The organism is Aeromonas sp. 95A (genome assembly GCF_051919235.1).
GTDB lineage: Bacteria > Pseudomonadota > Gammaproteobacteria > Enterobacterales > Aeromonadaceae > Aeromonas > Aeromonas veronii.
In genome coordinates, this window is record NZ_JBQBFC010000001.1 from 638689 (window position 1) to 655124 (window position 16436).

16 protein-coding genes are annotated in these 16436 nt (G+C 58.6%); 11 read left to right on the forward strand and 5 right to left on the reverse strand.

Translation table 11 applies throughout. The features are described from left to right. Positions 1–20 precede the first annotated feature (20 nt). From potA to ACTG2U_RS02905, 4 genes are all read left to right on the forward strand, one after another. On the forward strand, positions 21–1124 hold the full coding sequence (potA, locus tag ACTG2U_RS02890; RefSeq protein WP_429078391.1) for a spermidine/putrescine ABC transporter ATP-binding protein PotA: 1104 nt from the start codon (positions 21–23) through the stop codon (positions 1122–1124). Further along, positions 1111–1998 carry a spermidine/putrescine ABC transporter permease PotB gene (potB, locus tag ACTG2U_RS02895; protein ID WP_439973998.1) on the forward strand — a complete coding sequence of 296 codons (888 nt, stop codon included), beginning with the start codon at positions 1111–1113 and terminating at the stop codon, positions 1996–1998. The genes potA and potB overlap by 14 nt, the downstream gene beginning before the upstream one ends. Further along, a complete protein-coding gene (potC, locus tag ACTG2U_RS02900; protein ID WP_005336644.1) occupies positions 1995–2765 on the forward strand; it encodes a spermidine/putrescine ABC transporter permease PotC in 771 nt (256 codons plus the stop codon). Before potB ends, potC begins: the two co-directional genes overlap by 4 nt. 81 nt (positions 2766–2846) lie before the next feature. Continuing rightward, complete coding sequence (locus tag ACTG2U_RS02905; RefSeq protein WP_439973999.1) at positions 2847–3914, forward strand: extracellular solute-binding protein; 1068 nt, start codon at positions 2847–2849, stop codon at positions 3912–3914. Between the two features lie 286 nt (positions 3915–4200). Here the strand turns inward: ACTG2U_RS02905 and ACTG2U_RS02910 are convergent, their stop codons facing one another. After that, entirely contained in the window at positions 4201–5271 is a 1071-nt protein-coding gene (locus ACTG2U_RS02910) for a hypothetical protein (protein WP_439974000.1), read from the reverse strand. Positions 5272–5920: 649 nt separating this feature from the next. Between ACTG2U_RS02910 and ACTG2U_RS02915 the strand changes: the two genes are divergently transcribed. The 7 genes from ACTG2U_RS02915 to ACTG2U_RS02945 all read left to right on the forward strand — a co-directional run bounded on the left by ACTG2U_RS02915 (position 5921) and on the right by ACTG2U_RS02945 (position 12658). Further along, positions 5921–6538, forward strand: a complete 618-nt coding sequence (locus tag ACTG2U_RS02915; RefSeq protein ID WP_439974001.1) for a glutathione S-transferase family protein — start codon at positions 5921–5923, stop codon at positions 6536–6538. A gap of 233 nt (positions 6539–6771) precedes the next feature. Then, positions 6772–7191: a D-ribose pyranase gene (rbsD, locus tag ACTG2U_RS02920; protein ID WP_071910064.1), complete on the forward strand. Its 420-nt coding sequence runs from the start codon at positions 6772–6774 to the stop codon at positions 7189–7191. A gap of 21 nt (positions 7192–7212) precedes the next feature. Further along, positions 7213–8742 carry a ribose ABC transporter ATP-binding protein RbsA gene (rbsA, locus tag ACTG2U_RS02925; protein ID WP_268011474.1) on the forward strand — a complete coding sequence of 510 codons (1530 nt, stop codon included), beginning with the start codon at positions 7213–7215 and terminating at the stop codon, positions 8740–8742. Continuing rightward, complete coding sequence (rbsC, locus tag ACTG2U_RS02930; protein WP_005336670.1) at positions 8739–9707, forward strand: ribose ABC transporter permease; 969 nt, start codon at positions 8739–8741, stop codon at positions 9705–9707. Before rbsA ends, rbsC begins: the two co-directional genes overlap by 4 nt. Before the next feature lie 30 nt (positions 9708–9737). Then, a complete protein-coding gene (rbsB, locus tag ACTG2U_RS02935) occupies positions 9738–10613 on the forward strand; it encodes a ribose ABC transporter substrate-binding protein RbsB (protein WP_005336672.1) in 876 nt (291 codons plus the stop codon). A 108-nt stretch (positions 10614–10721) separates the two neighbouring features. After that, positions 10722–11654 carry a ribokinase gene (gene rbsK, locus ACTG2U_RS02940; protein WP_279498278.1) on the forward strand — a complete coding sequence of 311 codons (933 nt, stop codon included), beginning with the start codon at positions 10722–10724 and terminating at the stop codon, positions 11652–11654. Beyond that, positions 11654–12658: a substrate-binding domain-containing protein gene (locus ACTG2U_RS02945; RefSeq protein ID WP_042053688.1), complete on the forward strand. Its 1005-nt coding sequence runs from the start codon at positions 11654–11656 to the stop codon at positions 12656–12658. Before rbsK ends, ACTG2U_RS02945 begins: the two co-directional genes overlap by 1 nt. A gap of 83 nt (positions 12659–12741) precedes the next feature. Here ACTG2U_RS02945 and ACTG2U_RS02950 read toward each other — a convergent pair whose 3' ends face one another. The 4 genes from ACTG2U_RS02950 to ACTG2U_RS02965 all read right to left on the reverse strand — a co-directional run bounded on the left by ACTG2U_RS02950 (position 12742) and on the right by ACTG2U_RS02965 (position 16434). Continuing rightward, positions 12742–14391, reverse strand: a complete 1650-nt coding sequence (locus ACTG2U_RS02950) for a diguanylate cyclase domain-containing protein (RefSeq protein ID WP_439974002.1) — start codon at positions 14389–14391, stop codon at positions 12742–12744. Next, the gene (locus tag ACTG2U_RS02955; RefSeq protein WP_167572790.1) at positions 14391–14867 is read right to left on the reverse strand and encodes a hypothetical protein; all 477 of its coding nucleotides are present in this window, start codon (positions 14865–14867) and stop codon (positions 14391–14393) included. Before ACTG2U_RS02955 ends, ACTG2U_RS02950 begins: the two co-directional genes overlap by 1 nt. Before the next feature lie 91 nt (positions 14868–14958). Next, complete coding sequence (gene cobB, locus ACTG2U_RS02960; RefSeq protein WP_005336680.1) at positions 14959–15732, reverse strand: Sir2 family NAD+-dependent deacetylase; 774 nt, start codon at positions 15730–15732, stop codon at positions 14959–14961. Positions 15733–15792: 60 nt separating this feature from the next. Continuing rightward, the gene (locus tag ACTG2U_RS02965; RefSeq protein ID WP_236317535.1) at positions 15793–16434 is read right to left on the reverse strand and encodes a GNAT family N-acetyltransferase; all 642 of its coding nucleotides are present in this window, start codon (positions 16432–16434) and stop codon (positions 15793–15795) included. Between the last annotated feature and the right edge of the window lie 2 nt (positions 16435–16436).

A 16436-nucleotide genomic window follows, 5' to 3' on the forward strand; every position in this document is an offset into this window, starting at 1 on the left:
GGCTGGGGTGAGACTGGCGGATGATGAACAATCCACAGGTAATTGTCGCGCTGAACAAGATCAGCAAAAAATACGATGGCAAGGTGATCCTGAGTGACCTTGACCTTGAAATCTATGACGGTGAATTTCTTACCCTGCTGGGCCCCTCCGGCTGTGGCAAGACCACCCTGCTGCGCCTGCTGGCCGGGCTCGAATCGGTCGATGGTGGCTCCATCCATCTGGCCGGTGACGAGATCACCCATATCCCCGCCGAACACAGGCACATCAACACCGTGTTCCAGAGCTATGCGCTCTTCCCCCATATGACGGTGTTTGAAAACGTCGCCTTTGGCCTCGAGATGCAGAAAGTACCGGCCAGCGAAATCCGTCAGCGGGTCGAGGAGACCCTCGCCATGGTGCAGCTCACCGAGCTGGCCAACCGCCGCCCGGATCAGCTCTCCGGCGGTCAGCAGCAACGGGTCGCCATCGCCCGCGCCGTGGTCAACAAGCCCCGCCTGCTGCTGCTTGACGAATCCCTCTCGGCGCTCGACTACAAGCTGCGCAAGCAGATGCAGAGCGAGCTCAAGGCGCTGCAGCGTCGCCTAGGCATCACCTTTGTCTTCGTTACCCATGATCAGGAAGAGGCGCTCACCATGTCTGATCGCATCCTGGTGATGGAGGGCGGCAAGATCATCCAGCGCGGCACCCCGCGCGATATCTACGAATCGCCAGCCAACCTGTTCGTGGCCCGCTTTATCGGCGAGATCAACGTAATGGATGGCAAGCTGATCAGCCAGCGCGAGCCCGGTATCTGGCAGGCCGAGGTGGAGGGGCGCGAATGCCTGCTCCATACTACCTTGCCGTTCCAGCCAGACGAGAAGGTACTGGTGCTGCTGCGCCCGGAAGATCTGCGCATTCTCGATCAGGATGACGATCAGAGCGGTGCGCTGCGGGGCAATATCCGCGAGCGCAACTACAAGGGGGCGACGCTGGATTCGGTGATCGAGCTCGAAAGCGGCAAACAGCTGCTTATCTCCGAGTTCTTCGACGAGGATGACCCCGACTTTGACTATCGCCTGGGTCAGGAGGTGGCGATCCACTGGGTCGACAGCTGGGAGGTGGTGCTGCCCTATGAGCCTCACTAATCTGCGGGTACCACACAGCTTTGCCCACAACGGCTTTCGCAACGGGGCCATCGCGCTGATCCTCGGCTGGCTGACGCTGTTTGTCTTCCTGCCCAACCTGATGATCATCGGCGTCAGCTTCCTGACCCGCGATGAGTCCGAGCTTATCGCGCCGCTCTTTACCCTGAGCAACTATGGCCGCCTGCTGGACCCGCTCTATTTCGAGGTGCTGCTCCACTCTCTCTGGCTGGCGCTGCTCGCCACAAGCATCTGCTTACTGGTGGGTTACCCCTTTGCCTGGCTGCTGGCCCATCTGCCAGCGCGTATCCGCCCTCTGCTGCTGTTTCTGGTGGTGGTGCCGTTTTGGACCAACTCCCTGATCCGCACCTATGCGCTGAAAGTGCTGCTCGGCACTCGGGGGCTGATCAACGGCTGGCTGCTGGATCTGGGGCTTATCGAGCGACCGCTGCAGATGATGTATACCGAGGTGGCCGTCATCATCGGGCTGGTCTACGTGCTGCTCCCCTTTATGGTGCTGCCGCTCTACTCCAGCATCGAGAAGCTGAATAGCCGTTTGCTGGAGGCGGCGCGGGATCTCGGCGCCAACGGCTGGCAGCGGCTGGTGCGGATCATTTTGCCCCTCACCCTGCCCGGCATCATCGCCGGTTGTCTGCTGGTGTTCCTGCCCGCCATGGGGATGTTCTACGTCTCCGACTTGCTGGGGGGCGCCAAGCACCTGCTGATCGGCAACCTGATCAAGACCCAGTTCCTCAACAGCCGTGACTGGCCCTTCGGCGCCGCCATCAGCGTGATGCTGACAGTGCTGATGGCGCTGTTGGTCTACTGCTACTGGCGGGCGGGCAAGCTGCTCAGCAAGAAGGGGGAGCTGGCATGATGCGCGCACTGAAGGCTCTGTTCTTGCTGCTGGTGTTTGGCTATCTCTATGTACCCATCGGGGTGCTGATCGCCAACTCCTTTAACCTGTCGAAATATGGCATCGACTGGCGCGGCTTTACCCTGGGTTGGTATGAGAAGCTGTTTGCCAGCGCCAGCCTGATGCAGGCGGCCCAGCACTCCCTGACCATCGCCGCCCTCACCGCCACCGCGGCCACCCTGATCGGCACTCTCACCGCCGTGGCGCTGTTTCGCTATCGCTTTCGCGGCAAACAGTACGTGAGCGGCATGCTGTTCGTGGTGATGATGTCCCCCGATATCGTGATGGCTATTTCGCTGCTGACCCTGTTTGTGGTCACCGGCATTGCGCTGGGCTTCTGGTCGCTGCTGATCGCCCACATCACCTTCTGCCTGCCGTTCGTGGTGATCACCGTTTACTCGCGGCTGTGCGGTTTTGATGTGCGGATGCTGGAAGCCGCGCGGGATCTGGGGGCTGGCGAGTGGATCATCCTGCGCCGCATCATACTGCCACTGGCACTGCCGGCGGTGATGGCGGGCTGGCTGCTCTCCTTTACCCTGTCGCTGGACGACGTGGTGGTGAGCTCCTTTGTTACCGGCCCGGCCTACGAGATCCTGCCGCTCAAGATCTACTCCATGGTCAAGGTGGGGGTCTCCCCCGAGGTCAACGCCCTAGCCACCCTGATGCTGGTCGCCTCCCTCGGGATGGTGCTGCTGGCGCAACTGTTACTGCGTAAACGGCAGGGTTGACCCTGCCCGTTTCGTCCCCGCCATCTTTGGCGAACTCTGTCACGGTGGGCCGCAAGGCCCCATAACCCCAAGGAGTTGTTGATGACAATCCAACACAAGGCCGGCGCCCTGCTGGCAGCCGCCCTCACCCTCACCACCCCGCTGCTGAGCCAGAGCGCTCACGCGGCCGACGACAAGGTGGTCTACTTCTACAACTGGTCGGAATATGTGCCGGATGGCCTGCTGGAGCAGTTCCAGCAAGAGACCGGCATCAAGGTGATCTACTCCACCTACGAATCCAACGAGACCCTCTACGCCAAGCTGAAAACCCATGGCGACGGCTATGACGTGGTGGTGCCCAGCACCTATTTCATTTCGAAAATGGCCAAAGAGGGGATGCTGCAGCCGCTGGATCGCGCCCAGCTGCCCAACTTCAAGCACCTCGACCCCACCCTGCTCAACCACGAGTACGACCCGGACAACCGCTACTCCATCCCCTATATCTGGGGCGCAACCGGGATCGGCACCAACACCGACATCATCGAGCAGCCGGTTACCAGCTGGAAGCAGCTCTGGGCACCGGAGTGGAAAGAGAGCCTGCTGCTGATGGACGATGCCCGCGAGGTGTTCCATATCGCGCTGGTGCAGCTGGGCTACAGCCCCAACACCCAAGACAAGGCGCAAATTGCCGAAGCGTTCGAATACCTGAAAAAGCTGATGCCCAACGTCAAGGCGTTCAACTCCGACAACCCGGCCGACCCCTTTATCGCCGGTGAGGTCAATATCGGCATGCTGTGGAACGGCTCGGCCTACGGCGCCCAGCGCGAATACCCCTCCATCCAGATGACCTATCCCGAAGAAGGGGCCGTGCTCTGGATGGACAACCTCGCCATCCCGGCCAAGGCCAATCATGTGAAGGAAGCCCACGCCCTGATCAACTTCCTGATGCGCCCCGATGTGGCCGCCAAGGTAGCCGAGGCGATTGGCTACCCCACCCCGGTCAAGGATGCCATTCCCCTGCTCACCCCAGCGTTTCGCAACAACCCCATGGTCTTCCCGAGCGACGAGATCAAACGCAAAGGCGAGTTCCAGTCCGATGTGGGTGATGCCTCCCGCCTCTACGAGCAGTACTTCCTGCAGCTGAAAGCCATGGTGGCCAAGGCCGGTTAAGGCAGCAGTTAATCGGCCCTTATGAGGTCATTTGATGAAGGGGGGCAATATTTGCCCCCCTTCTCTTTTTAATCGCCAACACGGCTTCTCGGCACAATAATTTTTAACTCCGAAAAACGCGGGGAGTTTCGATTAACGGCAACAAATATTGACCGTCACCTTAAGCCAGACATCTAACTTACGGCCCTAAGGATCGCCTCAAAGCCGAGGTCATCTAAGTAATAGCTTGTTACGATGTGAGGAGAGGCGTAACCGAGCAAGCATTTACGTATCCATTTTTAACAGTTTAATCAAACTTTTTGGTGAAAATATCTGCAATCTTCTTAAAGTTTATTTTCACCGCCCCCCATTTAAACTCACCCACAGTAATTGCACCATTGAAAATCTTTAACTCATCTTGATTTTTAATGCTTTTTAGCAATAGTAATTCACTATCTTTCTTCTGATTTTCAAAAACTAAGGAAGATATCGTTGCATCTTTAAGTTGAAGCATTGACTCTTTCATTTGAATTTGTAGTTTGAAATTCTCCACTTGATTATATAAAAGCTGAGACGTAGCTTTCTCAATATACGAAGAAGTATCCATGTCACGAGGTAGGTACTCCGAGTATGGAAGAGCGAGATACTGATAAAATAGCCTCTCAATTTCCTCTAGCAATTCAGGTGCATCATTCGGAGATACAATTATTGATGTCTTACCTTCTTGAATTTCAGTGGTCACATTTGCATTTATATTTAATGTGCTGAGGAGCTCACCAAACCAAAGGATATATTGGCTGCAGATTACTTCATACTCTTTTGGAAAGTTAAATATTTTTACGAATGAGCTTTGAGCATCACCTCTGACTAACTTTATCAACAATTGCTCATAAATGTTTTTCGCTTTGCGACTACTGGATATTACATGATCTATTAAACGGCCCTCTTCGATATAAAGAAAAACATTTACCGAAGCCCAAGAATCTATGGTTTCTTTAACTATTCCAGTTTTAAATCCAACGGCTTCCAATTCAGCACTATACAGTTCCAAGAACTTGCCAATGACAACAGGTTTATCCCAATCCTCCCAATTGAATGTTATTGATAACTCGATTTCAATAAATGTATTTTCACGTTTAAAATCAATCCAATTGATAATTTCGAATTCACTATTATTGTAAATAGAGTAAAACTGAAGTCCCATAGGGATTTCAGTTGCGTCACAAAGCAAAACTTTGGCTACAAGCTCTTCAGTGAAATCCTCAGAATAGTAAGCCAATTCAGATGAATTTTTATCTTGCTTTTCAATTTCTAGCAAAAGCACACCATTTTCAAAAATGGTTATATTATCACTTCCTTCTTTGAATTCAACTTTCACAAAAACCTCCAATAACGCATAATTATTTTTGTACAGAAATGTTCCACTTTATAACGAACGCCTGTTTTGTATATATCAAACTCATTTTTAATACATCTAAAAAAGCTGACATTGCAAAGCCCTACCCTAATCTACTTGGTTCATAATACAAATATGTAAAACCTTTACTTCTTCCTTTATTAGTGTCCATATTCTTCTCTTTCATCTTCTGGATGGCTACAGAAGGGGGGGCGCTCCTTGCACGCAGCTTTATAACCGGATTAAAGAAAAGGCTGGTCTCAAGCCATTAAAAACATAGAGATCCTGATAAATAGGGTATCAAACGCAAACCATTTCAGTCAGCAAAAATTTATCTGGCTGACTTCATTTATTTTTTATAAAAATCAGTCTTGTAGGACGAACGAAGAGAGGATATGTAGTAGTGACTGGAGCAGCGGGTATTGCTGATAACGATCGCATCGTTCAAGAACAGGAAAAGAACATGGCGACCAAAGCCGATTAATTCTGCGCTTTTTCATTACCCCTTAGGGGTGTAGATTGCTTAAGGGGGCAAACGTTGCCCCCTCTCTTTTTTCATGACTGCCCGTAGTGCTCCGCGAAGCAATCTTTCGCCAATATCGCGGGTGGCCTGAGCCAATCAGGAGTATTCATGTCCGATCTGACCCTCTATTTCGCTCCCGGCACCTGTGCCATGGCCGTGCAGATTGCCCTGCTGGAAGCAAATGCCCCGTTCCAACCCCGTCTCGTCAACCTCGCCGCAGGGGAGCAGCGTGATCCTGCGTATCTTGCCATCAACCCCAAAGGGCGGGTGCCTGCCCTTGTCACCGATCAGGGCACCCTGACCGAAACCCCGGCCCTGCTGCTCTATGTGGCGCAGCGCTTCCCCGATGCCAAGCTGGCGCCGCTGGACAACCCGTTCCTGCTGGCCCGCATGCAGGAGGTCAACAGCTTCCTCGCCTCCACTGTGCATGTCTCCCACGCCCACGGTCGCCGTGGCAGCCGCTGGGCCGATGACGAGCATGCCATTGCCGCCATGCAGCAGAAAGTCGCCAGCAATATGCGTGACGGCTTTGCCCAGATTGAGCAGCACTATCTGGCAGGCCCCTGGGTGCTGGGCGAGCAGTTCAGCGTGGCGGATATCTATCTGTTCGTGGTCGCGGGCTGGCTGAAAAGCGATGGGGTCGAGATCAGTGAATTCCCCAAGGTTGCCGATCATTATCAGCGCATGCTGAGCCGTCCGGCGGTCGCCAAGGCATTGGCCAACTAACCATAAAATCAATAGCTCGATGAATAACAAGGGTGTCAGGGCTCTGCTGACACCCTTCCTGCCGCCTCCCCTGCACTTCTTCTCCCGCCTTTGAGATCGTTTTCACATTTCCGTGGTTTTGCCATGGCTCTTCCATCCTAAAAAGCCTATCTTTGCGCCATGACGCAACCGGTTGCGTAACCGGTTGCCTAGCGGTTCACAGATTGACGGGCCAAGGCCTGATGAGGTGCTGTATGAAACGAGGCGTACTGCTCAATGCTCCCCTGAGTGCTCTGGTGGCACAGATGGGCCACACCGACGAGATCACCGTCTGCGATGCAGGCTTGCCCATTCCGGCAGGGCCGGAGCGGATCGATCTGGCGTTGATGGCGGGCACCCCCAGCCTCGAAACCGTACTGACCGCCCTGCTCACCGACCTGGTGGTGGAGAAGGTGATCATGGCAACCGAGATCAAGCAGATCAGCCCCGCCGCCCACCAGGCACTGGTCGATCAGCTTGAGGCCCACGCCGCCGCCCAGGGCAAGTCCATCGCCATCGAATACTGCCTGCACGAGGAGTTCAAAACCCGCTCCCGCCAGAGCAAGGCGATCGTGCGCAGCGGCGAGGTGACTCCCTACGCCAACCTGATCCTCTGCGCCGGTGTGGCGTTTTAAGCCTCTTCAAGGAAGCTGCAAATGAGCACAACCTCCCCCCTCTCACCCATTCTGGAGCTGACCGGGATCGTCAAGACCTTCCCCGGTGTACGCGCCCTCGATGAAGCGGGTCTGCGGGTCTATCCGGGCCAAGTGATGGCCCTGCTCGGTGAAAATGGCGCCGGCAAATCCACCCTGATGAAGGTGCTGACCGGCATCTATCAGGCCGATGCGGGCAGCGTCAGCTACCGCGGTCAACCGGTTCACTTCAAGGGGCCGCGCGATTCTCAGGATCAGGGGATCAGCATCATCCATCAGGAGCTGAACCTGCTGCCGGAGTTGTCGATTGCCGCCAACATCTTCCTCGGTCGTGAGCCCCGTACCCGTTTTGGCAGCATCGACCACAAACAGCTGCGCGAACGGGCGAGTGGCCTGCTGGCGCGACTTGGCGTCAAGCATGGCCCGGATACCCGACTCGGGGATCTCTCCATCGGCGAACAGCAGATGGTGGAGATTGCCAAGGCGCTGTCGTTCGATGCCAGCGTCATCATCATGGACGAGCCGACCGATGCGTTGACCGATACCGAAACCGAGCAGCTGTTCAAGGTTATCCGCGAGCTGCGTGAGCAGGGTTGCGGCATCGTCTATATCTCCCACCGCCTCAAGGAGATCTTCGAGATCTGCGATCGGGTCACTGTGCTGCGCGATGGCAAGTGGATTGGCGAGAAGGCGGTGAGCGATCTGGATGAAGACAGGATCATCGAGATGATGGTGGGTCGCCGTCTGGAAGAGCAGTATCCGCGCCTTGAACGCGAGCTCGGCCCCGTCAGCCTGCAGGTAAAAGATCTGGCCGGTCCCGGCGTGCGCGGGGTGAGCTTCTCCCTGCGTCAGGGGGAAATTCTGGGCTTCAGCGGCCTGATGGGCTCCGGTCGTACCGAGCTGATGAAGCTGATCTACGGTGCCAGCCCCATCAGCGCCGGTGAAGTGGCTGTGGACGGTCATGCGCTGGTGCCCAAAAGCCCAGCCGATGGTCTGGCCGCAGGCATCGCCTATATCTCTGAAGATCGCAAGGGCGATGGGCTGGTGCTGGAGCTGTCGGTGCGCGAAAACATGAGTCTGTGCGCCCTCGACGAGTTCATCAGCAACGGCAAGATCGACGGCAAGGCCGAACGGCAGGCGGTGAGCGACTATGTGCGCCTGTTCAACATCAAGACCCCGAGTCAGGATCAGCTGATAAAGCTGCTCTCCGGCGGCAACCAGCAGAAGGTGGCCATCGCCAAGGGGCTGCTGACCCGGCCCAAGGTGCTGATCCTAGACGAGCCGACCCGCGGCGTCGACGTGGGGGCGAAGAAGGAAATTTATCAGCTGATCAACCAGTTCAAGAAAGAGGGGATGAGCATCATTCTGGTCTCCTCCGAGATGCCGGAAGTGCTCGGCATGAGTGATCGCATCATGGTGATGCACGAAGGGCGCATCAGCGCAGAGTTCAACACCCGCGATGCCAATCAGGAGAAGCTGATGGCGGCGGCAGTCGGTAAACAGTGGCAAGCAGAGCAAGAGGCATCCCAATGACAACCCAAACCCTTTCCCGCCGTGGCGTCATGAGCAAGGCGTGGTGGATCGAGAACAAATCCCTGGTCGCGCTGCTGGTCCTGATTGGTGTGGTCTCCTTTCTGAGCCCCAACTTCTTCACCGCCGACAACCTCCTCAATATCCTGCGCCAGACCTCGGTCAACGCCATCATGGCGGTCGGTATGACGCTGGTTATCCTCACCGCCGGTATCGATCTGTCGGTCGGCTCTGTGCTCGCCCTGTGCGGCGCGCTGGCCGCCACCATGGTCGCCATGGAGCTGCCTATCTGGCTGGTGGTGCCCCTCACTCTGGGTGCCGGTGCCCTGCTGGGCGGCGTCAGCGGCCTCATCATTGCCAAGGGCAAGGTGCAGGCATTTATCGCCACCCTGGTCACCATGACTGCCCTGCGCGGTATCACCATGGTCTATACCGAGGGTCGTCCCATCTCCACCGGTTTCAGTGACGGCGCCGATCACTTTGCCTGGCTCGGTACCGGTTACCTGTTCGGTCTGCCGGTGCCCATCTGGCTGATGGCCATCGTCTTCCTGCTCGCCTGGTTCATGCTCAACCATACCCGTCTCGGTCGCTACATCTACGCGCTGGGCGGCAACGAGTCTGCCACCCGTCTCTCCGGCATCAATGTGGATCGGGTGAAGCTGGCGGTGTATGGTCTGTGCGGCGCGCTCTCGGCACTGGCAGGGCTTATCGTTACCTCTCGCCTCTCCTCTGCCCAGCCGACAGCGGGCATGGGTTACGAGCTGGATGCCATCGCCGCTGTGGTGCTGGGTGGTACCAGCCTGATGGGCGGCAAGGGCCGCATCATGGGGACCCTGATCGGTGCCTTGATCATCGGCTTCCTCAACAACGCCCTCAACCTGCTCGACGTATCCTCCTATTACCAGATGATCGCCAAGGCCAGCGTGATCTTGCTTGCCGTGATGATCGATAACAAAAGCAATCGTTGATAAGACAAGCCACACACAAGGAATGAAATGATGAAAAAGCTCAATACCCTGCTCGCTGCCGCCATCATGTCTGTGCTGGGCACCGCCCATGCCGCCGATCAAACCCTGGCCATGGTGGTCTCCACCCTCAACAACCCCTTCTTCGTCACCATGAAAGAGGGTGCCGAAGCCAAAGCCAAAGAGCTTGGCTACGAGCTGGTGGTACTGGACTCCCAGAATGACCCGGCCAAAGAGCTCTCCAACATGGAAGATCTCACCGTACGCAAGGTCGGCGCCATCCTGATCAACCCCACCGACTCCGAAGCGGTCGGCAACGCCATCCGTCTGGCCAACCGCGCCAGCATTCCGGTGCTGACCCTGGACCGCGGCGCCGCGCAGGGTGAGGTCAAGGCTCACATTGCCTCCGACAACGTGGCAGGCGGCAAGCTGGCCGGTGACTTCATCACCGAAAAACTGGGTACCGGCGCCAAGGTCATTCAGCTGGAAGGGATTGCCGGTACCTCCGCCGCCCGCGACCGTGGTGAAGGTTTTGCCCTGGCCGTGGCGGCCAACAAGCTGCAGGTACTGGCTTCCCAGCCTGCCGACTTTGACCGCACCAAGGGTCTGAACGTCATGGAAAACCTGCTGGCCGCCCATCCGACCGTACAGGCAGTGTTCGCCCAGAACGACGAGATGGCGCTGGGTGCCATCCGCGCGGTGCAGGCTGCCGGTAAAGAGGTAATGATCGTCGGCTTCGACGGCACTGACGATGGCAAAGCCGCCGTAGCCAAGGGTAAACTGGCCGCCACCGTGGCCCAGCAACCTGCCCTGATTGGTGCCATCGGCGTCGAGACTGCCGACAAGGTGCTCAAAGGTCAGCCGGTAGAGAAATCCATCCCGGTACCGCTGCAAGTAGTCAGCAAGTAAGTTCTCGAGGGGAGGTTCGCCTCCCCTTTTCCCTCTCGTTCAGGTGCCTCCCGGCTTGGGCTCACGCCATCACAGTGTTCAAGCCAAGATGCATCAGGAGTAGTCAACATGAATCGTCTCGTCGTTCTGGGCAGTGTCAATGCAGACCATGTGCTGCGCGTTCCCCACTTTCCTCGCCCGGGTGAAACCCTGACCGGCCACAGCTATCAGGTGGTCCCCGGTGGCAAGGGGGCTAATCAGGCGGTTGCGGCCGCCCGCCTTGGCGCCCCCGTCTCCTTTATCGCCCGCATCGGTGATGACGCCATCGGCCACCAGATGAAAACCGGCTTTGCCAAAGATGGCATCGACGTCAGCGCCGTCGAACTCGATCCCAAGCTCCCGACCGGTATCGCCATCATCTATGTGAGCGATGAGGGGGAGAACAGCATAGGTATCTCCGCCGAGGCGAACGGTGCCATCACCCCTGCTGTGGTGAAAAACCATGAAGCGATGATCGCCGACGCCCACACCCTGCTGTTGCAGCTGGAAGTACCGCTCGAGAGCGTCCATGAAGCTGCACGCCTGGCTCGCGCCAACGGCACCCGGGTGGTGCTCAACCCCGCCCCTGCCCGCCCGCTCTCAAGCGAACTGCTGGCGCTGGTCGACCTTATCACCCCCAACCAGACCGAGGCCGAGCTGTTGACCGGCGTCAAAGTCACCGACGAAGCGAGTGCCCGCGAGGCGGCAGCCCGCTTCCACCAGATGGGTATTGCGGATGTGATGATCACCCTGGGGTCGCAGGGGGTCTATTGCAGCAACGCACAGCAGCAACAGCTGATCCCGGGCTTTCGGGTCAAGGCGGTGGATACCACTGCCGCGGGCGATACCTTCAACGGCGCCCTGCTGGCGGCGGAACTGGCCGGAGCCGATTTCCACAGCGCGGTGCGCTTTGCCCACGGGGCGGCGGCGCTCTCCGTCACCCGCTTCGGTGCCCAGAGTTCCATCCCGAGCAAGCAGGAGGTCGACACCTTCCTGCTTGAGCAGACTGCACAGGGGCACTGATGGCCAATATCAAGGAGGTGGCGGCGCTGGCGGGGGTCTCGACCACCACCGTCTCCCATGTCATCAACGAGACCCGTTTCGTCGCCGAGGAGACCCGCGAACGGGTCTTTGCGGCCATGCGTGAGCTCAACTATGCCCCGAGTCTGGTGGCCCGCAGCCTCAAGGTGAAGGAAACCAACAGTATCGGCATGCTGGTCACCACCTCCAGCAACCCCTTCTTTGCCGAGGTGGTGCGCGGGGTGGAGCGCTACTGCTTCGAGCAGGGCTACAACCTGATGCTGGGCAACACCGAAGGGCAGGCGGAAACAGCCCTCTCCTACCTCAAGATGATGCTGCGCAAGCGGGTCGATGGCCTGCTGATCATGTGCAGCGAAGGACAGCAAGAGGTCTTCAATCAGCTCGACTGGCTCAAGAGCCTGCCGGTGGTGGTGATGGATTGGGGTCTGGTCAGCGAGGATGTGGATCTCATCGCCGACAACTCCTTCCACGGTGGTTATCTCGCGACCCGCCATCTGATTGAGCTGGGCCATACCGCCATCGGCTGTATCACAGGCCCCCACAGCCGCGCCCCCGCCAACCAGCGCCAAGCTGGCTTTGAACAGGCGTTGCAGGAGGCAGGTCTCACGATCAATCAAGAGTGGATCCAGGAGGGGGACTTTGACTGCGCCAGCGGCCATCAGGCGATGACTCGTCTGCTGGCATTGCCCGAGCGCCCCACCGCCCTCTTTGTCTGCAACGACATGATGGCGATGGGAGCCATCAGTGCCGCCCATCAGGCGGGGCTGGTGATCCCGCGGGATATCTCCATCGTTGGCTATGACAATGTGGCACTGGCAGAATTTATGTCGCCGCCGCTCACCACCGTCAACCAGCCCAAAGAAGAGCTGGGACGCCTCGCCGTCACCCGCCTGCTGGCGCGGATCAACGGCGAAGCGGTGGAGAATCACCTGATCACCGTCGACCCAGACCTGGTGATCAGACAATCTTGCGCGCCCCGCCCCTGATTTTCAGGGGCAACAAAAGAACAAGGCGACCCAGAGGTCGCCTTGTTTCGTTTTATCTCTGCCGTGCAATACCGCTTTTGCCCTCAGGCCAGCGACCGGGTCTCCCTGGCTGCCAGCACTTGCAGTGGCGCCAGCCCCAATCGTCTGGCCAGAGGTTGCAACAACTCGCCATCTTCATCACCCTGCGGCAGCCAGTAGCGGACAGGCCAGCCGGCTGCCAGCTGCGCCGAGGTGGCACTGCCAATCTCTCTGAGCGCCAGAGTGCAACCCTGCTGCCGCAATCCCGCCAGCAAGGCACCATCTGGCTGTAGCGTCGGTACCAGCAACACTAGCGGCGTACGGGAAGCCTCCGGCAAATAGGCCAGTAGATGGGTCAGCTGGGCCTGGTTGTCGAGCGGGACCAGCAGTGCCCGACCATCGGCATACTGCGCCTCGTGCGCTTGCAGCACACGGGCCAACACGGGCCCCAGTACGCCGCACTCCTGCAGCCAGCGCATGTGGCAGGGCACTCCCTGCTCACCCCACTCAAGCGCCAATTGCCACATCTCCTTACCCTGTCCGTCCGTCAGCGCCTGCAATGCCACTCGCAGCGGTGCAGGCTCGCGCCCCGCCAGCCACTCTCGCAGCTGATGAAGCTGCTGCTGACTCAACTGCAACTGCTGCAGCATGGCTGGCTCAAACCAGCTGATCGCCCCCTCCTGGCTACGCTTGGCCTGGTTGAGGGCCAGGATGGCCTGATCCAGCAGCCGGGCGGCATCCTGTTGCTGCGCCTTGGCGACCCCGAGCCGACAGGCCAGATCGAAGCTGCACTCCCGGGTCACGAACTCGAAATGGAGCAGATCCACCAGCTCATGAATGGCGGTTTCCAGCGCATCATTCGCCTTGGTCAGCACCACGGCAAATTCATCTCCGCCGAGCCGGTAAGCGTGGCTGCCATGGGCCTGCTGCAGCTTGTTGGCCACCATCTGCAACAGCCGATCACCGACCTGATAACCCAGCAGATCATTGACCTGCTTGAAGCGCTTGAGATCGAGCACCACCAAAGCGCTCACCTCGCCGGCATGCAGAGCGCGAGAGAGCTGCTCCTGCAGGGCACGGCGGTTGCCAAGCTGGGTCAGGGGATCGAGCAGGGCAAGCCGACGGTTCGCCAGATTGGCGCGAATGAGGGCAGCGACCAGAGCGCCACCGGTCAGCAACAGGATCAGTTGCCAGATCTGCAGCCAGAACAGGCTGTTGCGGATCTGGCTGATCGAATGCTCCCGCTCCTGGCCGGAGAGGATCCGATCCCCTATCTGTTCGACGAGACGGGTCTGGCTGGCGATCGCCTCCTGCAAGCGGGCAAGCTCAGCCCCCTCGCGCAGCGCACCAGCCTCCATCTGGGGTTCGAGCTGCTTGATCTGTTCGAACAGGGTGGCCAGCACCTTGCCGAGCCCGTGCCGCTGGCGCATCTCGGCGGTTTCACTGCTGATGAGGAAGATGTCGAGCCGGTTCCACAGCAGATCGTAATCGAGGCTCAGGGTCTCCATCGACAGTCTGCCAGCCCGATAGAGCTGCAGGTCGTAGAGGAAACGCTGGGATTCGAGCATTACCTGGCTGATGTTCCAGTGGACATTGCGGTAGAAGGTATCGACCAGCTGCTCCTGCCGATACTGCAGATAGAGGCTGCTGCCCGACGAGAGCAGAAACAGCAGCGACACCGCAACCAACAGCAGATTTTGGCGGGATAGCCCCATCAATCGACGATCTCGATGCGGGTCACCTGCCACACCATGCAGTTGTGAATGGCTGGCACGTCCAGCTTGGGATAGGTGGTGAACGGGATGAGCAGCCAGAGCGGCCCCTTGTTGCGCCGGGTCAGCGGTTTGCCGTCCTCCTGACGCACCAGGGTCAGCGGCACGCCGTCGAACAGGGCCAGATCCACCACCTGCTGATAGCCGTTGAGGGCCGAGACGGCGATCTTGCGGGCATCCGGGATCCCTTGCGCCGCCAGCACGGCTGACAGGGTCGGCCCGCGATAGTGGTGGGCGCCCTGAGTCCAGGGGGTAGTCGTGGTGAACTCGGTCTGTGGCAAGGCGGAGAGGGCCGCCTCATCGAGGCTCACCTGCTGGCCATCTGGCAGTACCAAGGTCATCAGGGGGATGGAGGCCGATGCGCTGGCACTGGCCAGCATCAGGAGAAAAAAAGCGATCCATTGCTTTACTGCGGTCATGGTAATTTGCGCCAACTGCGTCCCATTTTTTTAATGGTTGCCAGTGTGGCGATTTCACCGAACCATTGCAACTGTCCCGTCGCACAGTAGCTCAGGGACCGCGCATCTCCATCCAGTTGTGTCCCTCGACTTGCCTCGGTTGATGAATGCCGCACGCCTCCAGCAACTCATCGACATAGGCGGGCACCAGCAGGGAGGCTGGGCCATAACGTTTCTCGTCAAACTGGCTGCCCACCTCGCTCGGCTCGAGATTGAGCTCGATGGTGTGCGCCCCGTTCAATCCCGCTTCATGGACAAACCCGGCGGCAGGATAGACAGCGCCAGAGGTGCCGATGGAGATAAAGAGATCGCACTGGGCAAGCGCGCTGTAGATGCGATCCAGCCCGAGCGGCATTTCGCCAAACCAGACCACATGGGGACGCATCGGCTGGGGGAACTGGCAGCAGGAGCAGAGCTCGTCCTGATGGAGATCGCCACGCCACTCGATTACCTGACCGGACTCGGGGCAGCGGGCCTTGAGCAGCTCGCCGTGCATATGGATAAGGTTCTTGCTGCCAGCGCTCTCGTGCAGATTGTCGATGTTCTGGGTGACCAGAGTCACCGAACCGGGCAGCAGTCGTTCGAGGCGGGCCAGCGCATAGTGGGCCGGATTGGGGTGAACCTGGGGCTGTTGCAGCTGTTTGCGGCGGGAGTTGTAAAAGCGCAGCACCAGTTCGGGATCCCGGGCATACCCCTCGGGGGTCGCCACATCCTCGACCTTGTGCTCTTCCCACAAACCGTCGCAGGCACGAAAAGTCTTGATGCCGGATTCGGCAGAGATCCCCGCGCCGGTTAGGATCACGATATGTTTATATGACTGCGCCATAAGCTGCTCCGTCTATCCCCGCACAATAAATGTGACCTTAGCACAGGGAAAAAAGTGTCACTATTCGCCCTTGGTCTTAAGCGGCGCCGCTGGCGGCACGGGCAACCAGGCATCCAGTACTGACAGATCCAGCCTGACAAAGACCATCTCCCGTCCGGTCACCAGGGTCAGCGGCAAGCCAAGGCGCTTGAGCAGGGTCAGCATCGGCCGGTTCTGGGCCAGCACTTCCGCCGTCCACTCCCGGATCCCGTCCGCCCTGGCCAGCAGTGCCAGCGCCAGCAGAATCCGCCTCCCCGCCCCCTTGTGCTGAAAGTGATCCGCTACGATGCAAGAAAACTCCGCCCGATCGGGATGAAGGCGGCGGCGGATTGATTGCGCCTGAGCCAGCGGCTCACCGGCCAGATCGGTCAGCAACAGCGAGATCTGTTGTTCGGGATGGTAATTGAGAAATTGGGCTACCTGTTCCGGTGGCGGCGTCCGTTTCGGGCGCATAAAGCGCAGATAGATGCTCTCTTCACTCAATGCATCGTAAGCAGCCAGCATGCGGGCAGGCGCCACCCCATGCAGCTCGCGCAGCAGGCAAGGCACCCCGGAGACCTCCATAGCCAGTGGCAGCGCAGCCCGGGAAACCGGATGGGGCCAGCCCTCCAGCCCTTTGCCAAGGCGCTCCCGGTGCATGGGCCAGCAGAGGTAACGCGGCATGG

What these genes read in the sequence shown, in the direction of transcription:
- potA (WP_429078391.1), top strand. Translation starts at nt 21, where the DNA reads ATGATGAACAATCCACAGGTAATTGTCGCGCTGAACAAGATCAGCAAA.
- ACTG2U_RS02965 (WP_236317535.1), bottom strand. Translation starts at nt 16,434, where the DNA reads ATGCCGCGTTACCTCTGCTGGCCCATGCACCGGGAGCGCCTTGGCAAA.
- rbsD (WP_071910064.1), top strand. Translation starts at nt 6,772, where the DNA reads ATGAAACGAGGCGTACTGCTCAATGCTCCCCTGAGTGCTCTGGTGGCA.
- potC (WP_005336644.1), top strand. Translation starts at nt 1,995, where the DNA reads ATGATGCGCGCACTGAAGGCTCTGTTCTTGCTGCTGGTGTTTGGCTAT.
- ACTG2U_RS02905 (WP_439973999.1), top strand. Translation starts at nt 2,847, where the DNA reads ATGACAATCCAACACAAGGCCGGCGCCCTGCTGGCAGCCGCCCTCACC.
- cobB (WP_005336680.1), bottom strand. Translation starts at nt 15,732, where the DNA reads ATGGCGCAGTCATATAAACATATCGTGATCCTAACCGGCGCGGGGATC.
- rbsC (WP_005336670.1), top strand. Translation starts at nt 8,739, where the DNA reads ATGACAACCCAAACCCTTTCCCGCCGTGGCGTCATGAGCAAGGCGTGG.
- ACTG2U_RS02945 (WP_042053688.1), top strand. Translation starts at nt 11,654, where the DNA reads ATGGCCAATATCAAGGAGGTGGCGGCGCTGGCGGGGGTCTCGACCACC.
- rbsB (WP_005336672.1), top strand. Translation starts at nt 9,738, where the DNA reads ATGAAAAAGCTCAATACCCTGCTCGCTGCCGCCATCATGTCTGTGCTG.
- potB (WP_439973998.1), top strand. Translation starts at nt 1,111, where the DNA reads ATGAGCCTCACTAATCTGCGGGTACCACACAGCTTTGCCCACAACGGC.
- ACTG2U_RS02915 (WP_439974001.1), top strand. Translation starts at nt 5,921, where the DNA reads ATGTCCGATCTGACCCTCTATTTCGCTCCCGGCACCTGTGCCATGGCC.
- rbsA (WP_268011474.1), top strand. Translation starts at nt 7,213, where the DNA reads ATGAGCACAACCTCCCCCCTCTCACCCATTCTGGAGCTGACCGGGATC.
- rbsK (WP_279498278.1), top strand. Translation starts at nt 10,722, where the DNA reads ATGAATCGTCTCGTCGTTCTGGGCAGTGTCAATGCAGACCATGTGCTG.
- ACTG2U_RS02950 (WP_439974002.1), bottom strand. Translation starts at nt 14,391, where the DNA reads ATGGGGCTATCCCGCCAAAATCTGCTGTTGGTTGCGGTGTCGCTGCTG.
- ACTG2U_RS02955 (WP_167572790.1), bottom strand. Translation starts at nt 14,867, where the DNA reads ATGACCGCAGTAAAGCAATGGATCGCTTTTTTTCTCCTGATGCTGGCC.